The organism is Burkholderia sp. KCJ3K979 (assembly GCF_016759955.1).
Classification (GTDB): Bacteria; Pseudomonadota; Gammaproteobacteria; order Burkholderiales; family Burkholderiaceae; genus Burkholderia; species Burkholderia orbicola.
Window position 1 is genome coordinate 1 of record NZ_JACFYV010000046.1, and the last position, 25,909, is coordinate 25,909.

Annotated in this window: 27 protein-coding genes; 13 read left to right on the plus strand and 14 right to left on the minus strand. The window is 65.6% G+C overall.

Features of this window, described 5'->3' with window-relative positions; genetic code table 11:
• Positions 1-97 precede the first annotated feature (97 nt).
• The 4 genes from rplU (at position 98) to proB (ending at position 3,205) form a co-directional block, all read left to right on the plus strand.
• On the plus strand, positions 98-409 hold the full coding sequence (rplU, locus tag H3O04_RS13080; RefSeq protein WP_006025184.1) for a 50S ribosomal protein L21: 312 nt from the start codon (positions 98-100) through the stop codon (positions 407-409).
• Between the two features lie 24 nt (positions 410-433).
• Positions 434-697, plus strand: coding sequence for a 50S ribosomal protein L27 (rpmA, locus tag H3O04_RS13085; protein ID WP_006476999.1), 264 nt, complete (start codon positions 434-436; stop codon positions 695-697).
• A gap of 187 nt (positions 698-884) precedes the next feature.
• Entirely contained in the window at positions 885-1,997 is a 1,113-nt protein-coding gene (obgE, locus tag H3O04_RS13090; protein WP_006476998.1) for an Obg family GTPase CgtA, read from the plus strand.
• 89 nt (positions 1,998-2,086) lie between these two features.
• Positions 2,087-3,205 carry a glutamate 5-kinase gene (gene proB / locus H3O04_RS13095; RefSeq protein ID WP_006476997.1) on the plus strand — a complete coding sequence of 373 codons (1,119 nt, stop codon included), beginning with the start codon at positions 2,087-2,089 and terminating at the stop codon, positions 3,203-3,205.
• A 94-nt stretch (positions 3,206-3,299) separates the two neighbouring features.
• Here the strand turns inward: proB and H3O04_RS13100 are convergent, their stop codons facing one another.
• Together H3O04_RS13100 and H3O04_RS13105 are read right to left on the minus strand one after the other, a co-directional pair.
• The gene (locus H3O04_RS13100; protein WP_006476996.1) at positions 3,300-3,908 is read right to left on the minus strand and encodes a CNP1-like family protein; all 609 of its coding nucleotides are present in this window, start codon (positions 3,906-3,908) and stop codon (positions 3,300-3,302) included.
• 13 nt (positions 3,909-3,921) lie between these two features.
• Positions 3,922-4,566 carry an RNA pyrophosphohydrolase gene (locus tag H3O04_RS13105; RefSeq protein ID WP_006476994.1) on the minus strand — a complete coding sequence of 215 codons (645 nt, stop codon included), beginning with the start codon at positions 4,564-4,566 and terminating at the stop codon, positions 3,922-3,924.
• Positions 4,567-4,794: 228 nt separating this feature from the next.
• Between H3O04_RS13105 and H3O04_RS13110 the strand changes: the two genes are divergently transcribed.
• Entirely contained in the window at positions 4,795-6,531 is a 1,737-nt protein-coding gene (locus tag H3O04_RS13110) for a proline--tRNA ligase (protein WP_027806221.1), read from the plus strand.
• A gap of 21 nt (positions 6,532-6,552) precedes the next feature.
• On the plus strand, positions 6,553-7,155 hold the full coding sequence (locus tag H3O04_RS13115; protein ID WP_011694138.1) for a MarC family protein: 603 nt from the start codon (positions 6,553-6,555) through the stop codon (positions 7,153-7,155).
• An 81-nt stretch (positions 7,156-7,236) separates the two neighbouring features.
• Here the strand turns inward: H3O04_RS13115 and H3O04_RS13120 are convergent, their stop codons facing one another.
• Positions 7,237-7,788, minus strand: a complete 552-nt coding sequence (locus H3O04_RS13120; RefSeq protein WP_023477519.1) for a hypoxanthine-guanine phosphoribosyltransferase — start codon at positions 7,786-7,788, stop codon at positions 7,237-7,239.
• Positions 7,789-7,882: 94 nt separating this feature from the next.
• Complete coding sequence (gene ffh, locus H3O04_RS13125; protein WP_006476982.1) at positions 7,883-9,250, minus strand: signal recognition particle protein; 1,368 nt, start codon at positions 9,248-9,250, stop codon at positions 7,883-7,885.
• Positions 9,251-9,340: 90 nt separating this feature from the next.
• Between ffh and H3O04_RS13130 the strand changes: the two genes are divergently transcribed.
• The 7 genes from H3O04_RS13130 to H3O04_RS13160 all read left to right on the plus strand — a co-directional run bounded on the left by H3O04_RS13130 (position 9,341) and on the right by H3O04_RS13160 (position 17,269).
• Positions 9,341-10,234, plus strand: coding sequence for a cytochrome C assembly family protein (locus H3O04_RS13130; RefSeq protein ID WP_006476981.1), 894 nt, complete (start codon positions 9,341-9,343; stop codon positions 10,232-10,234).
• 13 nt (positions 10,235-10,247) lie between these two features.
• Positions 10,248-10,562, plus strand: coding sequence for a PP0621 family protein (locus tag H3O04_RS13135; RefSeq protein WP_006476980.1), 315 nt, complete (start codon positions 10,248-10,250; stop codon positions 10,560-10,562).
• A complete protein-coding gene (gene ampD, locus H3O04_RS13140; RefSeq protein WP_023477518.1) occupies positions 10,559-11,149 on the plus strand; it encodes a 1,6-anhydro-N-acetylmuramyl-L-alanine amidase AmpD in 591 nt (196 codons plus the stop codon). Before H3O04_RS13135 ends, ampD begins: the two co-directional genes overlap by 4 nt.
• A gap of 452 nt (positions 11,150-11,601) precedes the next feature.
• On the plus strand, positions 11,602-14,607 hold the full coding sequence (locus H3O04_RS13145) for a ribonucleoside-diphosphate reductase subunit alpha (protein ID WP_011544523.1): 3,006 nt from the start codon (positions 11,602-11,604) through the stop codon (positions 14,605-14,607).
• 365 nt (positions 14,608-14,972) lie between these two features.
• Complete coding sequence (locus tag H3O04_RS13150; RefSeq protein ID WP_012327871.1) at positions 14,973-16,184, plus strand: ribonucleotide-diphosphate reductase subunit beta; 1,212 nt, start codon at positions 14,973-14,975, stop codon at positions 16,182-16,184.
• A gap of 82 nt (positions 16,185-16,266) precedes the next feature.
• Entirely contained in the window at positions 16,267-16,593 is a 327-nt protein-coding gene (locus H3O04_RS13155; protein WP_011544525.1) for a hypothetical protein, read from the plus strand.
• A gap of 28 nt (positions 16,594-16,621) precedes the next feature.
• Positions 16,622-17,269, plus strand: a complete 648-nt coding sequence (locus H3O04_RS13160) for a histone H1-like DNA-binding protein (RefSeq protein ID WP_011544526.1) — start codon at positions 16,622-16,624, stop codon at positions 17,267-17,269.
• A 241-nt stretch (positions 17,270-17,510) separates the two neighbouring features.
• Here the strand turns inward: H3O04_RS13160 and H3O04_RS13165 are convergent, their stop codons facing one another.
• The 10 genes from H3O04_RS13165 to H3O04_RS13210 all read right to left on the minus strand — a co-directional run bounded on the left by H3O04_RS13165 (position 17,511) and on the right by H3O04_RS13210 (position 25,787).
• Positions 17,511-17,984, minus strand: coding sequence for a glycine zipper 2TM domain-containing protein (locus H3O04_RS13165; RefSeq protein ID WP_006476977.1), 474 nt, complete (start codon positions 17,982-17,984; stop codon positions 17,511-17,513).
• Positions 17,985-18,003: 19 nt separating this feature from the next.
• Entirely contained in the window at positions 18,004-18,942 is a 939-nt protein-coding gene (locus H3O04_RS13170) for a carbohydrate kinase family protein (protein WP_006476976.1), read from the minus strand.
• 85 nt (positions 18,943-19,027) lie between these two features.
• On the minus strand, positions 19,028-19,531 hold the full coding sequence (tpx, locus tag H3O04_RS13175; protein WP_006476975.1) for a thiol peroxidase: 504 nt from the start codon (positions 19,529-19,531) through the stop codon (positions 19,028-19,030).
• A gap of 71 nt (positions 19,532-19,602) precedes the next feature.
• Complete coding sequence (locus tag H3O04_RS13180) at positions 19,603-20,991, minus strand: zinc-ribbon and DUF3426 domain-containing protein (protein ID WP_202587848.1); 1,389 nt, start codon at positions 20,989-20,991, stop codon at positions 19,603-19,605.
• Positions 20,992-21,036: 45 nt separating this feature from the next.
• Positions 21,037-21,939 (minus strand): 50S ribosomal protein L11 methyltransferase, encoded by a 903-nt coding sequence (gene prmA / locus H3O04_RS13185; protein WP_011544529.1) that lies wholly within the window; start codon positions 21,937-21,939, stop codon positions 21,037-21,039.
• 2 nt (positions 21,940-21,941) lie between these two features.
• On the minus strand, positions 21,942-23,309 hold the full coding sequence (accC, locus tag H3O04_RS13190; protein WP_011544530.1) for an acetyl-CoA carboxylase biotin carboxylase subunit: 1,368 nt from the start codon (positions 23,307-23,309) through the stop codon (positions 21,942-21,944).
• A gap of 87 nt (positions 23,310-23,396) precedes the next feature.
• Positions 23,397-23,870, minus strand: coding sequence for an acetyl-CoA carboxylase biotin carboxyl carrier protein (gene accB, locus H3O04_RS13195; RefSeq protein ID WP_006476971.1), 474 nt, complete (start codon positions 23,868-23,870; stop codon positions 23,397-23,399).
• Positions 23,871-23,936: 66 nt separating this feature from the next.
• A complete protein-coding gene (aroQ, locus tag H3O04_RS13200; protein ID WP_006476970.1) occupies positions 23,937-24,389 on the minus strand; it encodes a type II 3-dehydroquinate dehydratase in 453 nt (150 codons plus the stop codon).
• A 194-nt stretch (positions 24,390-24,583) separates the two neighbouring features.
• Entirely contained in the window at positions 24,584-25,135 is a 552-nt protein-coding gene (locus tag H3O04_RS13205) for a TlpA family protein disulfide reductase (protein WP_202587849.1), read from the minus strand.
• 7 nt (positions 25,136-25,142) lie between these two features.
• Positions 25,143-25,787, minus strand: coding sequence for a hypothetical protein (locus tag H3O04_RS13210; protein WP_006476968.1), 645 nt, complete (start codon positions 25,785-25,787; stop codon positions 25,143-25,145).
• Positions 25,788-25,909 lie beyond the last annotated feature (122 nt).

A 25,909-nucleotide genomic window follows, 5' to 3' on the forward strand; every position in this document is an offset into this window, starting at 1 on the left:
TCGTCGATCGGTTTTGACTTCGGTGCTAACCCCATGTATAATCACGTGTTTTCCGCGCGTGGTGTGCGGAAAAATTGGATCCAGAGTGAGGTTCTCAATGTACGCGGTCATAAAAACCGGCGGCAAGCAGTACAAGGTTGCCGTTGGCGAAAAACTCAAAGTAGAACAGATACCGGCTGACATTGACGCTGAAATCACGCTCGACCAGGTTCTCGCAGTGGGCGAAGGCGAATCGATTAAGTTCGGTACGCCGCTGGTCAGTGGGGCTTCCGTCAAGGCCACCGTTGTGTCGCACGGTCGTCATGCCAAGGTCACCATCTTCAAGATGCGTCGCCGGAAGCACTACCAAAAGCACGGCGGCCACCGCCAGAACTACACTGAGCTGCGCATCGACGCGATCAACGCGTAAGCGCCTCGGTAAAGGAGCAATCAGATGGCACACAAAAAGGCAGGCGGCTCTTCCCGGAACGGCCGCGACTCCGAGTCGAAACGTCTCGGCGTGAAAGTGTACGGCGGCCAGGCAATCAATGCCGGCGGCATCATCGTGCGTCAGCGCGGTACGCGCATGCACGCAGGCGAGAACGTCGGCATGGGCAAGGATCACACCCTGTTCGCGCTGGTCGACGGTCACGTCAAGTTCGCGACGAAGGGCGCGGACAAGAAGCATCTGGTCATCGTCGTCCCGGCGGCTGCCTAAGTCAGGCACCCACGGGCTTCGTAGCCGAAAGGCCCCGCAGTCTTCGCGGGGCCTTTTTTTATTGGGTCGCCGCCCGCAAGTGCGGGCCGGCGACCCTCGCGCAACCGGCGTACGATCGGCCGAACGGCAGATTGTTCAAGCGTGCCGGCGCGCGGCACAATAGCGGAAATACTGGGCGGAGTGACGAATGAAGTTCATTGACGAAGCACGAATCGAAGTCATCGCCGGCGACGGAGGCGATGGCAGCGCGTCGATGCGCCGCGAGAAATTCGTCCCGTTCGGCGGGCCGGACGGTGGCGACGGCGGCCGGGGCGGTAGCGTTTACGCGATCGCCGACCGCAACATCAACACGCTGATCGACTACCGTTACGCGAAGAAGCACCTCGCGCGCAACGGCGAGAACGGCCGCGGCTCGGATTGCTACGGCAAGGGCGGCGACGATGTCACGCTGCGCATGCCGGTCGGCACGATCATCAGCGACATGGATACGGGCGAGCTGATCGCCGACCTGACCGAGCACGACCAGCAGGTAATGCTCGCGCAGGGCGGCGCCGGCGGTCTCGGCAACCTGCATTTCAAGTCGAGCACGAACCGCGCGCCGCGCCAGAAGACGGACGGCAAGCCGGGCGAGCGGCGCATGCTGAAACTCGAGCTGAAGGTGCTTGCCGACGTCGGTCTGCTCGGCATGCCGAACGCGGGCAAGTCGACCTTCATCTCGTCGGTGTCGAACGCGAAGCCGAAGATCGCCGACTACCCGTTCACGACGCTCGCGCCGAATCTCGGCGTGGTGCGTGTCGGCCCGAGCAAGAGCTTCGTGATCGCCGATATCCCGGGGCTGATCGAAGGGGCGGCCGAAGGCGCAGGCCTCGGGCATCAATTCCTGCGTCACCTGCAGCGTACCGGCGTGCTGCTGCATCTGGTCGATCTCGCGCCGTTCGACGAAAGCGTCGATCCGGTCGCGGAAGCGACGGCGATCGTCGGCGAACTGCGCAAGTACGACGAGGCGCTCTACGAGAAGCCGCGCTGGCTCGTGCTCAACAAGCTGGACATGGTGCCGGAAGACGAGCGCGAGGCGCGCGTCGCGGATTTCCTTGACCGCTTCGGCTGGGACGGCCCCGTGTTCGAGATCTCGGCACTGACGGGCCAGGGCTGCGAAGCGCTGTGCTACGCGATCTACGACTACCTCTCCGAACATTCGGACGCGCATCGCGCGGCGGAGGCGGAGGATCTCGCAGCCGACGTGCGTTTCCGCGATGCGCCGCCGGCGAAGGGCGGTGCGACGCCGGGCGACGACGCCTGAACGTTTGCTAACGCGCCGGGCGTGCCGCCCGGCGTTGGCGTTCAATCGCGCCCGGCCGGGCAGGCATCAGATACAGGAGACAGTGCAGGATGCGTTCGATCATCGCGGATTCGAAGCGATTGGTGGTGAAAGTGGGCTCGAGCCTCGTGACCAACGACGGCAAGGGGCTCGATCATGCTGCAATCGGCCGCTGGGCAGCCCAGATCGCTGCGCTGCGTGCGCAGGGCAAGGAAGTCGTGCTCGTCAGTTCGGGCGCGATTGCCGAAGGCATGCAGCGGCTCGGCTGGAGCAAGCGGCCGCGGGAAATCGACGAGTTGCAGGCCGCCGCCGCGGTCGGGCAGATGGGGCTCGCGCAAGTCTACGAGAGCCGCTTCACCGAGCACGGCATCCGCACCGCGCAGATCCTGCTCACGCACGCCGATCTGGCGGATCGCGAGCGCTACCTGAACGCGCGTTCGACGCTGCTCACGCTGCTGCGGCTCGGCGTCGTGCCGATCATCAACGAGAACGACACGGTCGTCACCGACGAAATCAAGTTCGGCGACAACGACACGCTCGGGGCGCTCGTCGCGAACCTGATCGAAGGCGATGCGCTGATCATCCTCACCGACCAGTCGGGGCTGTTCACGGCCGATCCGCGCAAGGACCCGAACGCGACGCTCGTCGGCGAGGCCAATGCGGGCGCACCGGAGCTCGAGGCGATGGCGGGCGGGGCCGGTTCGAGTCTCGGTCGCGGCGGGATGCTGACGAAGATCCTCGCGGCGAAGCGGGCGGCCCACAGCGGCGCGAATACCGTGATCGCGAGCGGCCGCGAGGCCGACGTGCTCGTGCGTCTGGCGGCCGGCGAGGCGATCGGCACGCAACTGATCGCACGTACCGCGCGGATGGCGGCACGCAAGCAATGGATGGCCGACCATCTGCAGGTGCGCGGCCACGTCGTGATCGATGCGGGCGCGGTCGAGAAGCTGACGGCCGGCGGCAAGAGCCTGCTGCCGATCGGCGTGATCGACGTGCAGGGCGCGTTCGCGCGCGGCGAAGTGATCGCCTGCGTCGGCCCGGACGGGCGCGAGGTGGCGCGCGGGCTCACGAACTACAGCAGCGCGGAAACGAAGCTGATTCACCGCAAGCCGAGCGGCGAGATCGAGACCGTGCTCGGCTACATGCTGGAGCCCGAACTGATTCATCGCGACAACCTCGTGCTGGTGTAATTGCCAGCCGGGTTTCGTCGTTCAAATGAAAAAGCCCGCGTGATGCGGGCTTTTTTGTGCGGCGGACGATGCGGGCGGCCCGCATCGCGTGCCGTCAGCGCAACTGGGTCATCGCGGTGCGGTGGAACCGGATGTTTTCGAGGATCTGCCGGGTCGAGCCCTGCGGCATCTTGTTCGAGCAGAAGTAGTCCTGGTAGAGCGCGGAGTGGTAGGCGTTGAGCTCGCCGTTCTCGATGCGCCGCCAGTCGTTTTCCACCGTGCGATCCCAGCCGTTGTGGTCGGAGTTCAGGCCGGCGTACTGGCGCCATTCGTAGGTGTCGCAGCGGATGCCTTCGTAGTTCACGTTGCGTGCACCGGCCGGGCTCGTGACGACGACTGCGTAGCGCACGACGCCGTCGGTGCCGACCTCGAGCGACTTCGCATCGACGAAGAACTTGAGCGGCGTGTTCTGCGACACGTTGAACGGCAGCAGATCGCCCGTTTGCGGCAGCGGCGGCAGCGTGTCGACGGCGTTTTCCTTCCAGGTTCCCTGACGATCGAGCAGGTACACGAACTCGCTGTCGTCCTTGTTGGACGGCGCTTTCGAGTTCGCGCAGCCGGCCAGGGCGGCCATCGCGGCGATCGACGCGAGCGCGAGAGCAATCGCTTTCAATATGCATTCCTCGTAAAAAAAGGGCGCGACACCAAGGTCGCGCCCGGTCATGCAGTCCGACTCGTCATTTGCCGACGATCACGTGGGGCGGCATCTCGTCGAGCGTGCTCGCTTCCACTTCGATCTCCGAACAGACTACCGATGTGTCGACAATCGTCAGCGTCTGGGCCTGTGCGCCAATGACGCGCGGATAGCGCGACACACGCGGCCCGCGCGGCTTCTCGGCTCGCTGCGCCGGGCGGCGCAGGAAGCGCGACAATTCCGTCAGCGCCAACTGATAGACATCCCGCTTGAACTCGATCACCGCATCGAGCGGCACCCAGTACTCGTTCCAGCGCCACGCATCGAACTCCGGGTGGTCGGTCGCGCGCAAGCAAATGTCGCAATCGCGTCCGACCATCCGCAGCAGGAACCAGATCTGCTTCTGGCCGCGGTAATGACCGCGTACTTCGCGTTTGATGAACTTGTCAGGCACCTCGTAACGCAACCAGTCGCGTGTGCGGCCGATTATCTTGACGTGTTCCGGATGCAGGCCCGTTTCCTCGTGCAGTTCCCGGTACATCGCCTGCATGGGGGTCTCGCCGTACTTGATCCCACCTTGAGGAAACTGCCAGGAATGCTCGCGGAGCCGCTTGCCCCAAAACACCTCGTTGCGCGCGTTCAAGAGGATGATGCCGACGTTCGGGCGAAAGCCTTCACGATCCAGCATACAACCACCTTCGAATCCTTTAAAATTGCTTTGATTATAAACAGATAACGGGCGCTGCGCACCGTGACGGAGCGAATCCGCGCGGGGTACGCCGGCTGAATTGTCCCTGATTAGTCTGCTACGTCGTCTGCGCCATCGTCGTCCCTCGTTGTTCGCCGCGCGCAGCTTTTTCACCTTGAAACTTTTTCGGGCGCCCCGCCTGGGGGCGCCGTTTTTGGAACCGTCCGCATGAAAGCTTCCCGTTTCTTTATCGGCACCCTGAAAGAGGCACCCGCCGACGCAGAGATCGTCAGCCACAAGCTGATGGTCCGCGCCGGCATGATCCGTCGCGTCGCCGGCGGCATCTACAACTACCTGCCGGTCGGCCTGCGTTCGATTCGCAAGGTCGAGGCGATCGTGCGCGAGGAAATGAACCGGGCGGGTGCCATCGAACTGCTGATGCCGGCCGTGCAGCCGGCCGAGCTGTGGCAGGAGTCGGGCCGCTGGGAGCAGTACGGCCCCGAGCTGCTGCGCTTCAAGGACCGCAAGGACAACGATTTCGTGATCGGGCCGACGCACGAGGAAGTCGTCACCGACATCGCGCGCAACCAGATCAAGAGCTACCGGCAGATGCCGGTGAATTTCTACCAGATCCAGACGAAGTTCCGCGACGAGATCCGGCCGCGCTTCGGCGTGATGCGCGGCCGCGAATTCATCATGAAGGACGCGTATTCGTTCGACAAGGATGCGGCCGGCCTGAACGAGTCGTACCGCAAGATGTACGACGCGTACGTGCGCATCTTCACGCGCCTCGGCCTCGAGTTTCGCGCGGTGGCGGCCGACAGCGGCTCGATCGGCGGCAACTTCTCGCACGAGTTCCACGTGATCGCCGACACCGGCGAGGACGCGATCGCCTACTGCCCGACGTCCGAATTCGCGGCGAACGTCGAGGCGGCTGAAGCGCTGCCGCTGACGCCTGAGCGCGCGGCGCCCGCCGAAGCGATGGAAAAGGTCGCGACGCCCGGCAAGGCGAAGTGCGAGGCCGTCGCCGAACTGCTGTCGATCCCGCTCGAGCGCACGATCAAGTCGATCGTGCTCGCGACCGACAACGAAGGCGCCGAGCCGACCATCTGGCTCGTGATGCTGCGCGGCGATCACGACCTGAACGAGATCAAGGTGTCGAAGCTGCCGGGCCTGAAGAACCACCGCTTCGCGACCGAGCAGGAAATCGTCGAATGGTTCGGCACGCCGCCGGGCTACCTCGGCCCGGTCGGCACGAAGAAGCCCGTGAAGGTGATCGCGGACCGCACGGTCGCGAACATGAGCGACTTCGTCGTCGGCGCGAACGAGGTCGACTATCACATCGCCGGCGTGAACTGGGGCCGCGACCTGCCGGAGCCGGAAGTCGCCGACGTGCGCAACGTGAAGAAGGGCGACCCGTCGCCGGACGGCAAGGGCGTGATCGACATCTGCCGCGGCATCGAAGTCGGCCACGTGTTCCAGCTCGGCACCAAGTACTCGGAAGCGATGGGCGCGACCTTCCTCGACGAGTCGGGCAAGCCGCAGCCGATGCTGATGGGCTGCTACGGCGTCGGCATCACGCGCATTCTCGGCGCGGCGATCGAACAGAACTTCGACGACAAGGGGATCATCTGGCCCGAGTCGATCGCACCGTTCGAGGTCGTGCTGTGCCCGATGGGCTATGACCGCAGCGACATGGTGCGCGAGACGGCCGACAAGCTGTACGCGGAACTCGTCGCGGCCGGTATCGACGTGATCCTCGACGATCGCGGCGAGCGCCCGGGCGTGATGTTCGCCGACTGGGAACTGATCGGCGTGCCGCATCGTCTGGTGATCGGCGAGCGCGGCCTGAAGGAAGGCAAGATCGAGTACCAGGGCCGCCGCGATGCCGAAGCGACGCTGCTGCCGGCCGACACGGCCGCGGCGGCGGTCGCGGAGAAGATCCGCGCCGCGCTCGCGCACTAAGCGCGGCGACCGGGCGACACGATGGAATACACATTCCTGTCGGCCACCGTGCTCCTCGTGCTGATCACGGATCCGCTCGGCAATATCCCGCTGTTCATTTCGGCGATGCGGGATGTGCCGCGCGAGCGGCGCGTGAAGCTGATCCTGCGCGAAGTGGGGATCGCGTTCGTGATCCTGCTGTTCTTCATGCTGGTCGGCGACCGCTTCCTGCGGATGATGAGCCTCACCGACCTGTCGCTGCGGCTCGGCGGCGGGATCGTGCTGTTCCTGATCGCGCTGCGGATGATCTTCCCGCACCCGGACGGCGCGCTCGGCAGCGATCCGCGCGCGGGCGGCGAGCCGTTCATCGTGCCGCTCGCGATTCCGGCGCTGGCCGGGCCGTCCGCGCTCGCGACGGTGATGCTGATGACGTCGCAGGCGCCCGGCAAGATGCTCGAGTGGGTCGGCGCGCTGACGGTCACGATGATCGTCTGCGCGATCACGCTGGTGCTGGCCGAGCGGATTCAGCAGTGGCTCGGCGAGCGGACGGTCGCCGCGTTCGAGCGGCTGATGGGCCTCGTGCTGGTGGCGATCTCGGTCGAGATGCTGCTGGCCGGCATCCGCGCGTTCGTGCACCAGTTATAACGCAGGCGGCACGCACGAAAAAAGCGGCGCTCCGGGCAACCGGAGCGCCGCTTTCCATTTATATAGCAGGCCGGGCGGCGCTCAGACGTTCGCGGTCAGCGCGCGGATCGTCGGCAGGTTGCGCCAGTAGCCCTTCGCGTCCATCCCGCAGCCGAACACGTAACGGTCCGGCACCGAGAAGCCGCAGAAGTCGGGGTGCAGCGGTTTCGCCTTCGCGAGCGTCTTCTCGCACAGCACGGCCGACATGAAGCGCTTCGCGCCCATGTCGAGGATGCGGTCGCGGATCGCGGCCATCGTCTCGCCTTCGTCGAGGATGTCGTCGAGTACGAGCACGATGCGGTCCTTTACCGATTCGCGCGGCGCGACGCGCCAGTGCATCTCCGGGCTGCCCTGCGTCGTATTGCGGTAGCGGGTCAGGTGGATGTAGTCGAATTCGAGCGGGAAATCGAGATGCGGCAGCAGCATCCCGGTAAACACCGCGGCGCCGCCCATCACCGAGAGAACGAGCGGGAACGCGTCGCCGATTTCGGCGCGGATCGCGTCGGCCATCTTCGAGATCGACGCGTTGACGGCGTCGGCCGAGACGATCTCTTCGGAGTGGTCGAAAATGTGGAGGGCTTCTTCGCGGTTCATGTGTTCTGGCGGGCAGTCGGTATACAAATAAGGATGAAGCAGAACGGCAGGCGCGCGCTACGGCAAAAACCCGCGCGCCGGCCGACGGACGAAATCAGCGCATGCCGGGCATCATGCCCTTCAGGCCGCGCATCATCTTCTGCATGTTGCCGCCCTTCAGCTTCTTCATCATCGTACGCATCTGGTCGTACTGGTTCAGCATCCGGTTGACTTCCTGCACCGGCACGCCCGCGCCGGCTGCGATGCGGCGCTTGCGCGTCGCCTTGATGATTTCGGGTTTCGCGCGCTCGGCGGGCGTCATCGAGCTGATGATGCCTTCCATCCGGCGGATCGACTTTTCGGCCTGGCCCATGTCGGCGCCGGCCGCCGCCTGCTGGAACTGCGCGGGGAGCTTGTCCATCAGCGACGACAGGCCGCCCATGTTCTTCATCTGCGAGATCTGCGCGCGGAAATCGTTCAGGTCGAAGTCGCCGCCTTTCTTGACCTTGTCGGCGAGCTTCTGCGCGGCCTGGACATCGACGCCGCGCTGCGCTTCCTCGACGAGCGCGAGGATGTCGCCCATGCCGAGGATCCGGTTCGCCATCCGGTCGGGGTGGAACACCTCAAGGCCGTCGAGCTTCTCGGCGACGCCGACGAACTTGATCGGCTTGCCCGTGACGTGGCGCACCGACAGCGCGGCGCCGCCGCGCGAATCGCCGTCGAGCTTGGTCAGCACGACGCCGGTGAGCGGCAGCGTGTCGTTGAACGCCTTCGCGGTGTTGACCGCGTCCTGGCCGAGCATCGCGTCGACGACGAACAGCGTTTCGGCCGGCTTCAGCGTGCCGTGCAGCGCGGCGATTTCCTGCATCATCGCCTCGTCGATGCCGAGGCGGCCGGCCGTGTCGACGAGCAGCACGTCATGGTAGTGGCGCTTCGCCCAGTCGACGGCGGCGAGCGCGATGTCGACGGGCTTCTGGTCCGGCGTGGACGGGAAGAAGTCGGCGCCGACCTGCTCGGTCACCGTTTTCAGCTGCATGATCGCGGCCGGGCGATACACGTCGCACGACACGGTCAGCACCTTCTTCTTGTACTTCTCGCGCAGCAGCTTCGCGAGCTTGCCGACGGTCGTGGTCTTGCCGGCGCCCTGCAGGCCGGCCATCAGGATCACGGCGGGCGGCGTGACCGCGAGGTTCAGCTCCGCGGCCTTGCCTTCGTAGTCGCCGCCGATCACGGCGGTCAGTTCCTTCTGGACCACGCCGACGAGCGCCTGGCCCGGCGACAGGCTGCTGATCACTTCTTCGCCGAGCGCCTTTTCCTTGACCTTGGCGATGAATTCGCGGACGACCGGCAGCGACACGTCGGCTTCCAGCAGCGCGAGACGCACCTCGCGGAGCATCTCCTGCGTGTTCGCCTCGGTGAGCCGGGCTTCGCCGCGCAGCGTCTTGACGACGCGCGCCATCCGTTGAGTGAGATTGTCGAGCATGGGGAGCGTTGGACAGTGGGGCCCGAAGGCGCGGCGGAACCGAACAAAAGGGAGCCGTCGCGGGAAGGGGGCCTAGTGTAAACTTCGAACATGGATATTGTACTGTATGCCCTCACCGCATTCCTGTACGGCGGCCTCGCCGTCGCAGGCTGGCGTACGCACCGTCAGGGCGCGACGCCGCTCGTCGCGAGCGTGCCGGCCGTGCCGGTTCCCGCGTCCGCCGCGTCCGGGATGAGCGGGGCCGGCCGCGCGCTGCTGTTCGCCGCGCTGCTCGCGCACGGCGTGCTGCTCCACATGACGATCTTTCCGAACGACGCGATGGTGTTCGGCTTCGCGTTCGCGCTGTCCGCGATGTTCTGGCTCGGCGCCGGCATCTACTGGATCGAGAGCTTTTTCTTCCCGCTCGACAGCCTGCGCCTGCTGGTGCTGCCGCTCGCGTGCGGCGCGTCGCTGCTGCCGCTCGTGTTCGGCGGCGTGCGGGTGCTGCCTTATGCCGCAGCGCCGCTGTTCAAGCTGCATTTCCTGATCGCGAACATCGCGTACGGCCTCTTCGCGATCGCCGCGCTGCACGCGATCCTGATGCTGATGGTGGAGCGGCGCCTGCAGTCGCTGCGTAGCGGCGGGCGCGACGGCTCGACGGGCTGGATCGCGAGCTGGCTCGAAACGCTGCCGCCGCTGCTCACGCTCGAGAAGCTGCTGTTCCGCCTGATCGGCGCCGGCTTCGTGCTGCTGACGCTCACCCTCGCGTCGGGCATCCTGTTCAGCGAGCAGGTCGATGCGCGCGCATTGCGGCTCGACCACAAGACGGTGTTCGCGATCCTGTCGTGGCTGATGTTCGGCGGCCTGCTGGTGGCCCGCAAGACGTCGGGCTGGCGCGGGCGCGGCGCCGCGCGCTGGGTGCTCGTGTCGTTCGCCGCGCTGCTGCTCGCGTACGTCGGCAGCCGGTTCGTTTTCGAGGTGCTGCTGCACCGCTCCGTGGTTTGACCGCAGGTTTCCGATGCGACAGATTCTTCTCCTGATCCTTCTCTTCTTCGCGGGTTCGTGGCTCGCGCGCAAGCTGCGTCACGCGCAGGAACAGGCGCAGGCGCGCACCGGCCGCGGCGCCGGTTACGACGAGGCGCCCGGCGCCGGCGCGGGTGCCGCGCGCCCGAACGGCGACGCGCGGTCGCTGCCCGAGCCGATGGTGCGCTGCGCCGAATGCGGCGTGCATGCGCCGAAGGGCGACGCGATTGCCGCGAGCGGCGAATACTTCTGCAGCGCCGAGCATGCGCGGCGCCATGCCGCGCGCGTGAACGGTCGCGACGCACGATGAGCGACGCGGCCGTGTTGTCGGTCGACGCGAACGGCTGGGTGCGCGAAGCGCGCCATGCGCCGTCGCCGAACTTCGAGGCGCGGCCCGCGGGGGCGGTGCCGACGCTCGTGGTCGTTCACAACATCAGCCTGCCGCCCGGCGAATTCGGTGGCGACGCGATCGAGGCGCTGTTCCTGAATCGCCTCGACTGCGATGCGCACCCCTATTACCAGAGCCACCTGCGCGGCGTGCGCGTGTCCGCCCATTTCCTGATCCGCCGCGGCGGCGAGCTCGTGCAGTTCGTGTCGTGCGACGAGCGCGCATGGCATGCAGGCTCGTCCGAGTTCTTCGGCCGCACGCGCTGCAACGACTTCTCGATCGGCATCGAGCTCGAGGGCGCGGACGACGTGCCGTTCGACGATGCCCAATACGCGGTGCTCGCCGCGCTCTCCCGCGCGCTCGCCGCGCGCTACCCGGTCGACGCGTTCGCGGGGCACTCGGACGTCGCGCCGGGCCGCAAGACCGACCCGGGCCCGCATTTCGATTGGCAACGCTTCGCGAGCGATGCCGGTTTTTCCGCCGAATACTTTCCTTTCCGTCAGCACTGATCGCGGGGTTTTTTGATCGGAGAAAGTTTTTTCTCCGATCAATGCCTTGCCGTGTCTGCGCGTGAGCGATGTCAAGACCTCTATCGCAAATTATCCGTTTGGACGTCCTCCGAATGTCCACTATACTTGGTGCCAGTTGAGTAGTTCTGTACTAGATATAGTGTGTGTCGCAGGGGAAAACCCGAGCGGCACCGGCCGGCGGGCAACGCCGGCGGACAGGGTTCTCAGGGCGGCGCGTCAGGCCGGGCGGTCCGGGCGTCGCGATCAGCGCAGCGAACATCGACGGGGCAGGGTATACATGACGAAGCACACGACCGGCTGGGTTGTCGCGCATCGACCGAACCGGCTTCCCCGGCGCATCGCTCGCCTCTTACCGCTCGCGCACCGCATTGCGCAGCGTTCGTTTTAATCCGCGGTTCTCTCCGCACCATCCAACACCAGGAGCTTTGCACATGCAAACCACCGACAACGCGACGTCCCAGTACGAGAGCGCCTCGAGCCGTCCGCTCGGCGGGACCGAACAGGGCGCGAAGGCGCTCGCGCCGCAGGCCACGTTCGCCGACTACAAGGTGATCCGCCGCAACGGCAGCGTGGTGTCGTTCGAACCTTCGAAGATCGCGATCGCGGTGACCAAGGCTTTCCTGGCCGTCAATGGCGGGCAGGGCGCGGCATCGGCGCGCGTACGCGAGCAGGTCGAGCAACTGACGCACAACGTCGTTCGCGCGCTCGTGCGCAGCCGCCCGAACGGCGGTACGTTCCATATCGAAGACATCCAGGACCAGGTCGAACTCGCGCTGATGCGCGGCGGCGAGCACAACGTCGCGCGTGCGTACGTGCTGTATCGCGAGAAGCGTCACCTCGAGCGCCAGCATGCGGGCGAGGAAGCGGCGGCAGCGGGCGGCGAGTCGGCCACCGGCATCAACGTCGTCGACAACGGCGTCACGCGCCCGCTCGACCAGAACGCGCTGCGCGCGCTGATCGTGTCGGCATGCGACGGCCTGGGCGCTGCGGTTAACCCTGACCCGATCGTCGCGGAGACGGTGAAGAACCTGTACGACGGCGTGCCGATGAGCCAGGTCTACGACTCGGCGATCCTCGCTGCGCGCACGATGATCGAAAAGGACCCGGCGTACAGCCAGGTCACGGCCCGCATCCTGCTGCACACGATCCGTCGCGAGATCCTCGGCGAGGAAGTCGTGCAGGCCGAGATGTCGACCCGCTACGCCGAATACTTCCCGCAGTTCCTGAAGCGCGGCGTCGATGCCGGCCTGCTCGACGACAAGCTGCTGCAGTTCGACCTGAAGCGCCTCGGCGAAGCGCTCGACGCGAACCGCGACCTGCAGTTCGGCTACCTCGGCCTGCAGACGCTGTACGACCGCTACTTCCTGCACGTCGAAGGCACCCGCATCGAAATGCCGCAGGCCTTCTTCATGCGCGTCGCGATGGGCCTGTCGCTGAACGAGATCGACCGCGAAACGCGCGCGATCGAGTTCTACAACGTGCTGTCGAGCTTCGACTTCATGAGCTCGACGCCGACGCTGTTCAACTCGGGCACGCACCGCTCGCAGCTGTCGTCGTGCTACCTGACGACGGTCGCGGACGATCTCGACGGCATCTATGAAGCGCTGAAGGAAAACGCGCTGCTGTCGAAGTTCGCCGGCGGCCTCGGCAACGACTGGACGCGCGTGCGCGCCCTCGGCTCGCATATCAAGGGCACGAACGGCAAGTCGCAAGGCGTGGTCCCGTTCCTGAAGGTCGTGAACGACACGGCCGTCGCGGTGAACCAGGGCGGCAAGCGCAAGGGCGCGGTCTGCGCGTACCTCGAATCGTGGCACCTCGACATCGAGGAGTTCCTGGAGCTGCGCAAGAACACCGGTGACGACCGTCGCCGTACGCACGACATGAACACGGCGAACTGGATTCCCGACCTGTTCATGAAGCGCGTGATGGAAGGCGGCGACTGGACGCTGTTCTCGCCGTCGACCTGCCCGGACCTGCACGACAAGTTCGGCGCCGATTTCGAGAAGGCTTACACGGCTTACGAAGACAAGGTCGCGCGCGGCGAGATCAAGCTGTTCAAGAAGATCCCGGCGGCGCAGCTGTGGCGCAAGATGCTCGGCATGCTGTTCGAGACGGGCCACCCGTGGATCACGTTCAAGGATCCGTGCAACGTGCGCTCGCCGCAGCAGCACGTCGGCGTCGTCCACTCGTCGAACCTGTGCACGGAAATCACGCTGAACACGAGCGACACCGAAATCGCGGTGTGCAACCTCGGCTCGGTGAACCTCGTCGCCCACCTGGTGAAGCAGGCCGACGGCAGCTACGCGCTCGACCACGACAAGCTGAAGCGCACGATCAGCGTCGCGATGCGCATGCTCGACAACGTGATCGACATCAACTACTACGCGGTGCCGAAGGCGCGTAACTCGAACCTGAAGCACCGCCCGGTCGGGATGGGCATCATGGGCTTCCAGGACTGCCTGCACCTGCTGCGTACGCCGTACGCGTCGCAAGAGGCAGTCGAGTTCGCCGATCGTTCGATGGAAGCCGTCTGCTACTACGCGTACCACGCGTCGACCGAACTGGCCGAAGAACGCGGCCGCTACTCGAGCTACCGCGGCTCGCTGTGGGATCGCGGCATCCTCCCGCAGGACACGCTGAAGCTGCTGGCCGAAGCGCGCGGCGGCTACGTCGAGGTCGACACGTCGGAATCGCTCGACTGGACGGCGCTGCGTGCGCGGATCGCCACGCACGGCATGCGCAACTCGAACTGCGTCGCGATCGCGCCGACGGCGACGATCTCGAACATCATCGGCGTGTCGGCCTGTATCGAGCCGACCTTCCAGAACCTGTACGTGAAGTCGAACCTGTCGGGCGAATTCACGGTGGTGAACGAGTATCTCGTCCGCGACCTGAAGGAACGCGGCCTGTGGGACGAAGTGATGGTCGCCGACCTGAAGTACTTCGACGGCATGCTGTCGCGCATCGACCGCATCCCGGCCGACCTGCGCGCGATCTACGCGACCGCGTTCGAGGTCGACCCGACGTGGCTGGTCGAAGCGGCATCGCGTCGCCAGAAGTGGATCGACCAGGCGCAGTCGCTGAACATCTACATGGGCGGCGCATCGGGCAAGAAGCTCGACGAGGTCTACAAGCTCGCATGGCTGCGCGGCCTGAAGACGACCTACTACCTCCGCACGATGGCGGCGACGCACGTCGAGAAGTCGACGGTCGCACACGGCGCGCTGAACGCAGTGCCGACGGGCGGTGCAGGCAGCGGCGGCTCGAGCAGCGGCGGCGCGCAAGGCGCAGCGGGCGGCTTCGGTGCGGCAGGCGGCGCTGCATCGTCGGGCGCGGTCAACGCTGCAGCGGCGCTCGCGCCGGTCGAAGCAGACGGCCCGGTGTGCACGATGCGTCCGGGCGACCCCGGCTTCGACGAGTGCGAAGCGTGCCAATAACGCAGTGCGCCTGACCTGAGAAGCAGGCTCGGGCGGCGCACACGACGACCGATCGAGGTTGAAGTGTGCGCCGCTCTCAACTAAAAAAATGATAAGGAATCTGTAACGCGACACCTGCGTTGCAGGCAATGACAAGCGATCGAAACCTCCCCGACGACGTCGCGTTTCGATCAGCGTTCGATGCGTCGAGCGCACCTCGCGATACAAGCGCGACTCACATCGCGCGCTGCATGAACGACGATGCGTTGCTCAAAGTGTTGTATCGAGGTCGCAACGCGAATCGAAAAAAGGATTTTTCGTGAGCGAACCCTTTTATCGCTCAGGAAAAGATGGTACAAACCGTTCTAAATTGATGGTGAGAATTTATGCTCAACTGGGATGACGAGAAGACTGCCGTAACCCCCGCGAGCGGAGCGCAGCAAAACGCGATGCGCACCTCCGCCGGGATGGCTGTCGGAATGCAGGCTGCAACGCCTGCCGCCCATCAGGTCCGTGACATTTTCGAAGGCGATCTCGCGGTGCCGCCGCAAGCATCGGCTGTTCCCGCCGGCGGTACGGAAGCGCGGGTCAATGTCGCCGACAAGCGCATCATCAACGGCCAGACTGACGTCAATCAGCTGGTGCCGTTCAAGTACAAGTGGGCGTGGGAAAAGTATCTGGCCGGTTGCGCGAACCACTGGATGCCGCAGGAAATCAACATGTCCCGCGACATCGCACTGTGGAAGGACCCGAACGGTCTGACCGAGGACGAGCGCCGCATCGTGAAGCGCAACCTCGGCTTCTTCGTGACGGCCGATTCGCTCGCGGCGAACAACATCGTGCTCGGCACGTACCGCCACATCACGGCGCCCGAGTGCCGACAGTTCCTGCTGCGCCAGGCGTTCGAGGAAGCGATCCACACGCACGCGTACCAATACATCGTCGAATCGCTCGGTCTCGACGAAGGCGAGATCTTCAACGCGTACCACGAGGTCACGTCGATCCGCGCGAAGGACGAATTCCTGATCCCGTTCATTCATACGCTGACGGACCCGGCCTTCAAGACCGGCACGCTCGAAGCGGATCAGAAGCTGCTGAAGTCGCTGATCGTGTTCGCCTGCATCATGGAAGGCCTGTTCTTCTATGTCGGGTTTACGCAGATCCTCGCGCTCGGCCGCCAGAACAAGATGACGGGTGCTGCAGAGCAATATCAGTACATCCTGCGCGACGAGTCGATGCACTGCAACTTCGGCATCGACCTGATCAACCAGATCAAGCTCGAGAATCCGCATCTCTGGACCGCCGAATTCCGCGCCGAGATCCGCGAGCTGTTCAAGCAGGCTGTCGAACTCGAATACCGCTACGCCGAGGACACGATGCCGCGCGGCGTGCTGGGTTTGAACGCGTCGATGTTCAAGAGCTATCTGCGCTTCATCAGCAACCGCCGTTGCCAGCAGATCGGCCTCGACCCGCTGTATCCGAACGAGGAAAACCCGTTCCCGTGGATGAGCGAGATGATCGACCTGAAGAAGGAGCGCAACTTCTTCGAGACGCGTGTGATCGAGTATCAGACGGGGGGCGCGCTGTCCTGGGAATAACCCGCAGCAGCGAACCCGTTACATGATGGAGCAGCCGGTGGCCTCTCGGCCCCGGCCCAAGGTTTAGGAGCAAGAACGCCTGATGCAAAGCATGCCCGGTGCCTTAACGGCCCAACGATACGACAGGCACTTTGCGAACCCTTCAGTGGGATGGGCAAACTTCCCTCCGGAAAAAGCGGACGGCCGTGTGGCGGTCCGCTTGATCAAGCGATTAGGGGTAGCGGCGCGAGGTGCGCCGGCTACCGACTTGATTTGGCGCGCGAGGCCGAGTGGTCACGCGCGCCATACCGTATTCATTAGCGTAAGCGCGCGGTATCTGCGTACGCCGATGAATAGCCCGCTTCGAAGCGCACGTCCTGAACAGCGTCCGCGGGAAGCGGGTTTTGACGAAGGGTGTAGTTTGAACTGACTCTCATCTGAACCTGAAGGAGAACAACATGGCTACTGCCAAGAAGAAACCGGCTGCTAAGAAGGTTGCTGCCAAGAAGACCGTTGCGAAGAAGGCTGCCGCTCCGGCGAAGAAGGCCGCGGTGAAGAAGGTTGCTGCGAAGAAGGTCGCGGTGAAGAAGGTTGCCGCGAAGAAGGCAGCACCGGCGAAGAAGGCCGCTGCAAAGAAGGTCGCAGCCAAGAAGGTCGCAACGAAGAAGGTTGCAGCCAAGAAGGTCGCAGCGAAGAAAGTCGCGGTGAAGAAGGTTGCTGCAAAGAAGGCAGCACCGGCTAAGAAGGCCGCCGCGAAGAAGGTTGCAGCCAAGAAAGTCGCAGTGAAGAAGGTTGCTGCGAAGAAGGCCGCACCGGCGAAGAAGGCTGCTGCCAAGAAGGCTGCGCCGGCGAAGAAGGCTGCTGCGAAGAAGGCCGCGCCTGCGAAGAAGGCTGCTGCGAAGAAGGCCGCGCCCGCCAAGAAGGCTGCCCCTGCGAAGAAGGCTGCCGCCCCGGCGAAGAAGGCTGCTGCTCCGAAGAAGGCCGTCGTGAAGAAGGCTGCGCCGGCAACGACCGCGTCGACCGCATCGGTTGCGCCGGCATCGGGCGTGAAGACCGCGCTCAACCCGGCAGCAGCATGGCCGTTCCCGACCGGCAGCCGTCCGTAATCGCGGCTGAGCAGCATCACCCGGACACTCACGTGGTGTCCGTGGGTTGAGTAGCGCTACTCAATCAGTCCCGCCATCTGGCTCAGGTGGCGGGATTTTTTTCGTCCGCACGCGTCGTCGATGGGGCGCCGATCAGCTCGCCGACGCGAGCGCGGATGAAAGCGAGTGGACGAAAAAAAACGCATGTGCGGCTTCGCACATGCGTTCGACCGCGGCTTGCGCCGCGTGCTGAGGATATCGGTTAGTGCGTGACGCGCGTGACGCCGCCGCTCGACAGCAGGCGTACCCGCTCGCCGGCGCGGAATGCTTCGCCGCTGGCTGCCTGCGTGATCGAGCGCAGATCGCCGTTGTCGAGGCGCACGGTGATTTCGACACCGTTCGCCGTGCTGAGGTTTTCGCCGACCGCGTTACCCGCGACCGCACCGACGAGGCCGCCGGCAATCGCCGTCAGGATCGAGCCTTTGCCGCCGCCGATCGCGCTGCCCGCGACCGCGCCGAGTGCGCCGCCGCCGAGCGTGCCGATCGCGCTGCCGCCGCCGTCGGACTGGATGCGCACCGCACGCACGCTTTCGACCGTGCCCATGCGGACCGTCTGTTCGCGCTGCGCCTGGCCGACGCTATAGACATCCGCCGAACCGGGTGCCGTGAAGCAGCCGGCGAGGGTCAGCGTGGCCGTCAGCATGGCCGCGAGCGTGAGGGTTTTTTTCGTCAACATCTTTGCTCTCCCACAATATTCATTTGAGACTGTAACCGAATGCAGTCTCGAAGCGTGCGTCGATTTCGGCGCGCGTCAGTACGTAAGTCTGGGGCCCTTGATGGGCGATCTTGAGCGAGCCCATCAGGCTCGCGAGGCGGCCGGTGGTTGCCCAGTCGAGCCCATGCTCGATGCCGTACAGCAGGCCGCCCCGGAAGGCGTCGCCGCAGCCGGTCGGATCGGCGATACGCTCGGCCGGCACGACCGGAATCTGCTCCGCGCCCTGCTTGTGGCGGATGATCGCGCCGTGCTCGCCACGCGTGATGACGAGGGCGTCGACCCGGCTGGCGATTTCATCTTCGGACCATCCCGTCTTGTCGCTCACCAGCTTGGCCTCGTAGTCGTTGACCGCTACGTAGGTCGCAAGTTCAATGCTGCGGCGCAGCGTCGCACCGTCGAACAGCGGCAGACCCTGGCCCGGATCGAACACGAACGGCACACCGGCCTTGGCGAGCTCTTCCACGTGCTGCACCATCCCGTCGAAGCCGTCCGGGCCGACGATCGCGAGCTTGATGTCCGGTGCGTCGCCCGCGTGGTTCAGGTGCGACTGCATCATCGCGCCCGGGTGGAACGCCGCGATCTGGTTGTTGTCGAGATCGGTCGTGATCATCGCCTGCGCGGTGTACGTATCGGGCAGCACGCGAACGTGGTCGCGGCGCAGGCCGAGCTGGTCGAGCCGGTCGAGATACGGCTGCGCATCCAGCGCGCCCATCGTGCCCATGATGCGCGCGTCGCCGCCGAGCAGATGCAGCGCGTACCCGATGTTGCCCGCGCAGCCGCCGAATTCGCGGCGCATCGTCGGCACGAGGAAGCTCAGGTTGATGAGGTGCACCTGGTCGGGCAGGATGTGCTCGCGGAACCGCCCTTCGAAGGTCATGATGGAGTCGTAGGCGATCGAGCCGCAAATCAGCGTAGCCAAGGTGTGCGTTCCTGTAGAAATGAGGGGCCCTGCGCGACAACGCCGCGCGAAGGGCGCGGCGCGGCAGGGGAAAGCGGAAGAAAGCTTACTTCAGCGCGGCGAGCGCTGCATCGTAGTTCGGCTCGTCCTTGATTTCGCCGACGAGTTCCGCGTGGATCACCTTGTCCTGCGCGTCGAGCACGACCACCGCGCGTGCGGTCAGGCCGTTCAGCGGGCCGCTCGTCACGTCGACGCCGTACGCGTTCGCGAACGCGCGGCCGGTGCGGAACGTCGATGCCGTCACGACGTTCGCGAGGCCTTCGGTCGTGCAGAAGCGCGTGGCGGCGAACGGCAGGTCGGCGGACACGACGATCACCACCGTGTTGTCGAGCGACGACGCCGCTTCGTTGAACTTGCGGGTCGACGTCGCGCAGGTCGGCGTGTCGAGGCTCGGCACGATGTTCAGCACCTTGCGCTTGCCGGCGAAGCTGGCGAGCGACAGGTCGGCGAGGTCCTTGCCGACCAGCTTAAAATCGGCGGCTTGCGCGCCGACGGCCGGGAACGTGCCGGCGAGATCGATCGGGTTGCCACCCAGCGTAACTTTGCTCATGTTCGTGCTCCGAAATAGCGCGCCGCTCGGGCGCGCGGGTTGAGACGGGCGCGCATGCGCGCCGCGGCGCGTCACGGATAGAAGATCTGGACGCGGAAATTCGAGGCGGGCGTGCCGTTCGTTTCGAGGCGGACCACCATCGTCTGCGTCGTGCCGGGCGGCAGCCCGGCGTCGATCGGCGTGCCCGGGCGTACGTAATCGCGCGGCGCGAGCACGCGGCGCACGGTGACGTGATTGGTGTCGTCGAGCAGGGTGAGTTCGACCGACGGATACGCGAGCGCGACGCGGTAGCGGTTCGTCAGCGGCACCTTCAGTTCGAGCTCGCGCGGGCCGTCGAGCTGGCGCAGGTCGGTCGCGTCGAGCCGCAGCCCGTCGATCGCGCGCGGCGGCGTGACCGTGCAGCCGAGCGGCGCGCAGGCCTGCCGGAACCAGCCTTGCGTGACGGGCCAGTAGATCATCAGCGTTTCGCGCTGCCACCACGCCAGTTGCGCGGCGAGCAATCCGACCAGCGCGGCCGCGACGAGGCCGCCGAAAAAGCCGCCGAGCATCCCGCGTCGCTGCGGCGCGCGCGTTTCGCGCGTGACGGCGAAGTGCGGACGATCGTCGTCGGACAGTGCGGCGGGGAATGGGACGGCCGGTTGGGCGACCGGCGGGACGGCCGGTTCATCGGCTGCCGCTGCGGCCGGAGCTTCGTCGTGTCGGGCGAAGGTGCCGGGTTCCGATGCGGTTTCGGCTTCGGTGACGGCCGGCGCGGGCGTGAACGCAAAGCGCGGTTCGCGCGGCGCGCGTTCGTCGTCCGGCGCGGCGAAGTGCGCGGGGACGACGGGTTTGGCCGGTTCGGCGGCGGTTTCGGTTTCCGACGGAAGGTGGGCGACGAAGCGAGGCTCGCGCGGGTCGCGCTCGACCGGCGCGGGCGAGGGCGCGGCTTCTTCGGTTTCGTGCGGTGCGTGTTGCGCCTGCGGCGAATGCGGTTCCGCCGGTTGCTCGACGGCCGTCGACGAATCGAGTTCGGCTGGAGAGGACGCGAATGGCGCGGGCGTACCCGACAGATGAACGACGCCGGCTTCCGTGGACGGGAGCGCGAGCGGTATCAGCGGCTCGGTGCGCACGGTCTCGACGCTGTGCTGCAGCGACGGATCGACGCCGGCGTCGAGCCACGGCGCCCACATGTCCCAGCCTTCCGGCTTGTAATCGGTGCCGGTCGGCAATTCGGGCGGCGTGTCGGTGGCGAACAACCGGGCCGGCGCGGCCTGCTGGTGCGTGTCGCCGACGTGCGGCGCGGCAGCCGGTTCGGTCAGCGCCGGTTCGGGCTGCTGCGCGTACTCGGGAACGAGCGATTCGGCGGCGTTGAAGACTTCGTGGCAATGCCCGCAGCGCACGAGCCCCTGATGCAGCGAGAGCTGTTCCTGCTGCAGCCGGAAGACGGTTTCGCAATGAGGGCAGCGCGTCGCTAGAAGCATGTCGAGCCGGGCGGCCTGCTGGCCAGAGTGAAGGACAGCGCTATTCTAATGGCTTTCGCGGCGCGTTCCGGCAAGGCATACCCAACCTTCGTGTTCGCGCCAGACCGAGATGTCGACGTAGCGCGCATAAACGGCCGCCACTTCGTCCGCCTGACGAGCGAGCACGCCCGACAGCGCGATGCGCCCGCCCGGCTTGACCTTCGACGCGAGCATCGATGCCATCAGCTTCAGCGGGTTCGACAGGATGTTCGCGACGACGATGTCGAATTCGCCGTCCGGGCATGCATCGGGCAGCCCGTACGTGACTTCCGCCCGGTTGCGTTCGCTGTTCTGGCGCGCCGATTCGACCGCCTGAGGATCGATGTCGATGCCGATCACGGGGTTCGCCCCGCATTTCTTCGCGAGGATCGCGAGAATGCCCGAGCCGCAGCCGTAGTCGAGCACCGACTGGCCGGGCTTCACCGACTGCTCGAGCCACTCCATGCACAGACGGGTGGTGGGGTGGCTGCCGGTGCCGAACGCGAGGCCGGGGTCGAGCTCGAGGACGAGCGCATCGGGATCGGGCGCATCGTGCCACGACGGCACGACCCAGATCCGCTCGCCGATCGGGATCGGCTCGAACTGCGACTGCGTGAGCCGCACCCAGTCCTGCTCCTCGACTTCACGCACGACGAATTTCGGCGTCTCGGCGAGGCCGATCTCGTTCGCAGCCGCCGCGAGCAGCACGGCCGGCTCATGGTCGGCCGACAGCAGCGCGACCACGCGCGAGTGCTGCCACGCGGTGCGATCGGGCACGAGGCCCGGCTCGCCGAAGAGCGGCTGTTCGTCGGGCGTGTCGGCGTCGGCATCCTCGACGGACACCGACAGCGCGCCGAGATCGAGCAGCGCGTCGGACAGGGCCTCCGCATGCTCGCGGGCCAGTTCGACGACGAGTTCGCGATAACTCATGCTTACGCTTCTTCCGGTGCGACCTGCTGCTTCTGCGCGAGCCGGTTTTCGAGGTAATGGATGCTGGTGCCGCCTTCGACGAATTTCGCGTCGATCATCAGCTCGCGGTGCAGCGGGATATTGGTCTGGATGCCTTCGACGACCATTTCCGACAGTGCGATGCGCATCCGGCTGATCGCCTGCTCGCGCGTCGCGCCGTAGGTGATCAGCTTGCCGATCATCGAATCATAGTTCGGCGGCACGAAATAGCCATTGTAGGCGTGCGAATCGACGCGCACGCCGGGGCCGCCCGGCGTATGCCACGACGTGATCCGGCCCGGCGACGGCGTGAACTTGAACGGATCTTCGGCGTTGATCCGGCATTCGATCGCATGTCCGCGGAACTGGATGTCGCGCTGGCGCAGCGTGAGCTTTTCGCCGGCCGCGATGCGGATCTGTTCCTGCACGATGTCGACGCCCGTGATCAGTTCCGATACCGGATGCTCGACCTGCACGCGCGTGTTCATCTCGATGAAGTAGAACTCGCCGTTCTCGTACAGGAATTCGAACGTGCCCGCGCCGAGGTAGCCCATCTTCTTGCAGGCGTCCGCGCAGCGGTCGCCGATGCGGTCGATCAGGCGACGCGGAATGCCGGGCGCCGGCGCTTCCTCGATCACCTTCTGGTGACGGCGCTGCATCGAGCAGTCGCGCTCGCCGAGCCAGATCGCGTTCTTGTACGCGTCCGACAGCACCTGGATCTCGATGTGGCGCGGGTTCTCGAGGAACTTCTCCATGTACACCTGCGGGTTGCCGAACGCACGGCCGGCTTCCTCGCGGGTCATGTTGACCGCGTTGACGAGCGCGGCCTCGGTGTGCACGACGCGCATCCCGCGCCCGCCGCCGCCGCCTGCCGCCTTGATGATGACCGGATAGCCGATCGTGCGCGCAATCTTGACGATCTCCTTCGGATCGTCCGGCAACGCGCCTTCCGAGCCCGGCACGCACGGCACGCCGGTCTTGATCATCGTCTGCTTCGCGGTGACCTTGTCACCCATCATGCGGATCGTTTCCGGGCGCGGGCCGATGAACGTGAAGCCCGATTGCTCGACGCGCTCCGCGAAATCGGCGTTCTCGGACAGGAAGCCGTAGCCGGGGTGGATCGCCTCGGCATCGGTGACTTCCGCGGCGCTGATCAGCGCCGGCATGTTCAGGTAGCTCAGGTTCGACGGGGCCGGGCCGATACAGACGGCTTCGTCCGCGAGGCGCACGTACTTGGCTTCCTTGTCGGCTTCCGAGTAGACGACCACCGTCTTGACGCCGAGTTCGCGGCACGCGCGCTGGATGCGCAGCGCGATTTCACCGCGGTTGGCAATGAGGATTTTTTCAAACATAGCGAGTATTCGTCTCTTCGAGGGGCGCGCGAACGGCGCCTGGCGAGCATCTCGGCGGCGCGCGGCCGGCAGGGCCGCGCGGCGGGCTTAGCCGATCACGAAAAGCGGCTGGCCGTATTCGACGGCCTGGCCGTTCTCGACGAGGATTTCCTTGATCACGCCGGCCTTGTCCGACTCGATCTCGTTGAGCAGCTTCATCGCTTCGATGATGCAGATCGTCTGACCTTCCTTGACCGTGTCGCCGGCCTGCACGAACGGATCGGCGCCCGGCGACGGCGCGCGGTAGAACGTGCCGACCATCGGCGACGTCACGACGTGGCCCTGCGGAGCGGCCGGCGCGGCTGCGGCGCCGGCGGCCGGTGCGGCGGCACCGTCGGTCGGCAGCGCGGCCGACGGCGCCGGCGCGCTGACTTGCGGGGCATACCCAGCCGTCGGCTGCACGTAGACCGGCGGCGCGTTCTTGACGATGCGCACCTTGCCTTCGCCTTCCGTCACTTCCAGCTCGGAGATGCCGGATTCGGAAACGAGGTCGATCAGAGTTTTCAGCTTACGAAGATCCATCGGGAATTCCCCTTTCAATACGTGAAAGCGCCGGTTAGGGGCCGGCGCTGAATCTAGATCGCGAAATCAGCCGCGCGACGCGCCTTGCAGCTTGTCCAGCGCGTACTCGAGCGCGTACAGATAACCTTTCCAGCCGAGCCCGCAGATCACGCCTTCGGCCTGGTCGGAAAAGTAGGAGTGGTGCCTGAACGCTTCGCGGCGATGCACGTTCGACAGGTGAACCTCGACGAACGGGATGCCAACGCCGGCGATCGCGTCCCGGATCGCAACGCTCGTATGCGTATACGCGGCCGGATTGATCAGGATGAAATCGGTCTGTTCCTCCCGCGCGGCCTGGATGCGGTCGACCAGCGCGCCTTCATGGTTGCTCTGGAACGACGACAGGTCGGCGCCGGCTTCCCGGGCGCGCGCGGCAAGCGCCTGATCGATCTGCGCGAGCGTGACGCGGCCGTACACCTCCGGTTCCCGGGTGCCGAGAAGGTTCAGGTTGGGGCCGTGCAGCACCAGCAATCGTGTCATGGTCGCTTCTATTTCTGCGGAATTGCGCGAACTTTAGCGCTATTTAGAGAAATTTGTCTAGTTTTGCCGAACGGCCAGATGCGCCGGACCTGCAAGAATTACCGGTGCGGATGCAAAGTATCGGCGAATTCACGCGAAATTGCGGCGATCGACCCGCAAATCGCCGCCAACGCGCGGACTGCCGTTCGGACAGGTTACAGCGCGTCGAGCGTCTTTTTCAGCTCGGCCGGTTGGATTTGTCCTAATTTTGTCTCGCGGATCTTGCCGGTTTCATCGATGACGACGGTAAACGGCAGCGCGCCAGCGGTATTTCCGAAATTACGGGCCAGATCGGCGCCCGCATAGCCGCTGATGAAGACCGGATAGTCGACCTTCACCTTCTGCAGGAAGTTCTTCACGTTCTGCTCGGAATCGACGCCGATCCCGACGAAACGGATGCCTTTCTGCTTGTACTGGTGCGACAGCGCGACGAGCTCGGGCATCTCCTCGACGCACGGGCCGCACCACGACGCCCAGAAGTTGACGACGACTTTCTGGCCCTTGAAGGCGGCCAGCGTGGCCGGCTTGCCGTCGACGCCGGTGAGCGACGACGCCCACAGCTGGTCGACCGGGTTGCCGTGGGCGGTCGGCGCCGCGACGGCGACGCCGTCGTCGGCCGTGCCGCGGAACCAGTGGCCGGCGGCAATCCCGCCGGCGACGGCGGCGGCCGCGACCACCGCGAGCGCCAACATGCGTTTCATCATCATCGTTGAATCATTCCGGTTCGGAAGGGGCCTGGCTTGCCTCGACGAGCGCGCGCAGCGCGGCGGCGTCCGCGCGGGCGACGCGGCCGCGTGCATCGGCCTTTACCGCGCCGCGCAGGTCGTCGCTCGCATACAGCGCGAGATGGATGCCGATCGCGTCCACGTCGCGCCGCGGACGCCACAGGAAACTGAGCGTCTCGACGTCGCCGCGGCCCGCGAAATGCCGCGTCTCGGATACGTCGTACTGGACGTTCTGGTTCAGCAGGTAGATCGCGACGTCCTTCGGGTTGTCGGTGAATGCCTGCAAATGGATATCCGAATGCGCGTTCGCGGTGCCGTTCAGCACGGCGCCCGTCACATAAGGATGGAACTCGGCGAGCCGGCGCATCCAGTCGAGCGCGATCTCGCGCAGGCGGCGCAGTTCGTCCGGTTGCGTGTCGCTCTGGAACAGCGACAGATACTCGCGCAGTTCTTCCTCGATCTGGTCGTTATCCGGCAGCCATTCGCCGGCAACGCGCGAATCGCCCAGCAACTGGCGCGCGGCCTTGCGTTTCGCGCCGGCGTAGTCCAGGCCGTCCTCCGCGATCAGGCGGGCGGCGGACTGGGCGATTTCCTCGCGGACGCGCCGCGGGTCGACAAGAGGTTTGCGAGACATGATCCGGCAATCATACTCGATCGTCGCGGCGCCCGAGCACGGGTGCGGCGGCCCGCCGCCCGACGGTGCCGACGCCGTTCGCGCGCATCGTTCGGGCCGCCGGGCATCGCAGGCCGTCAGTT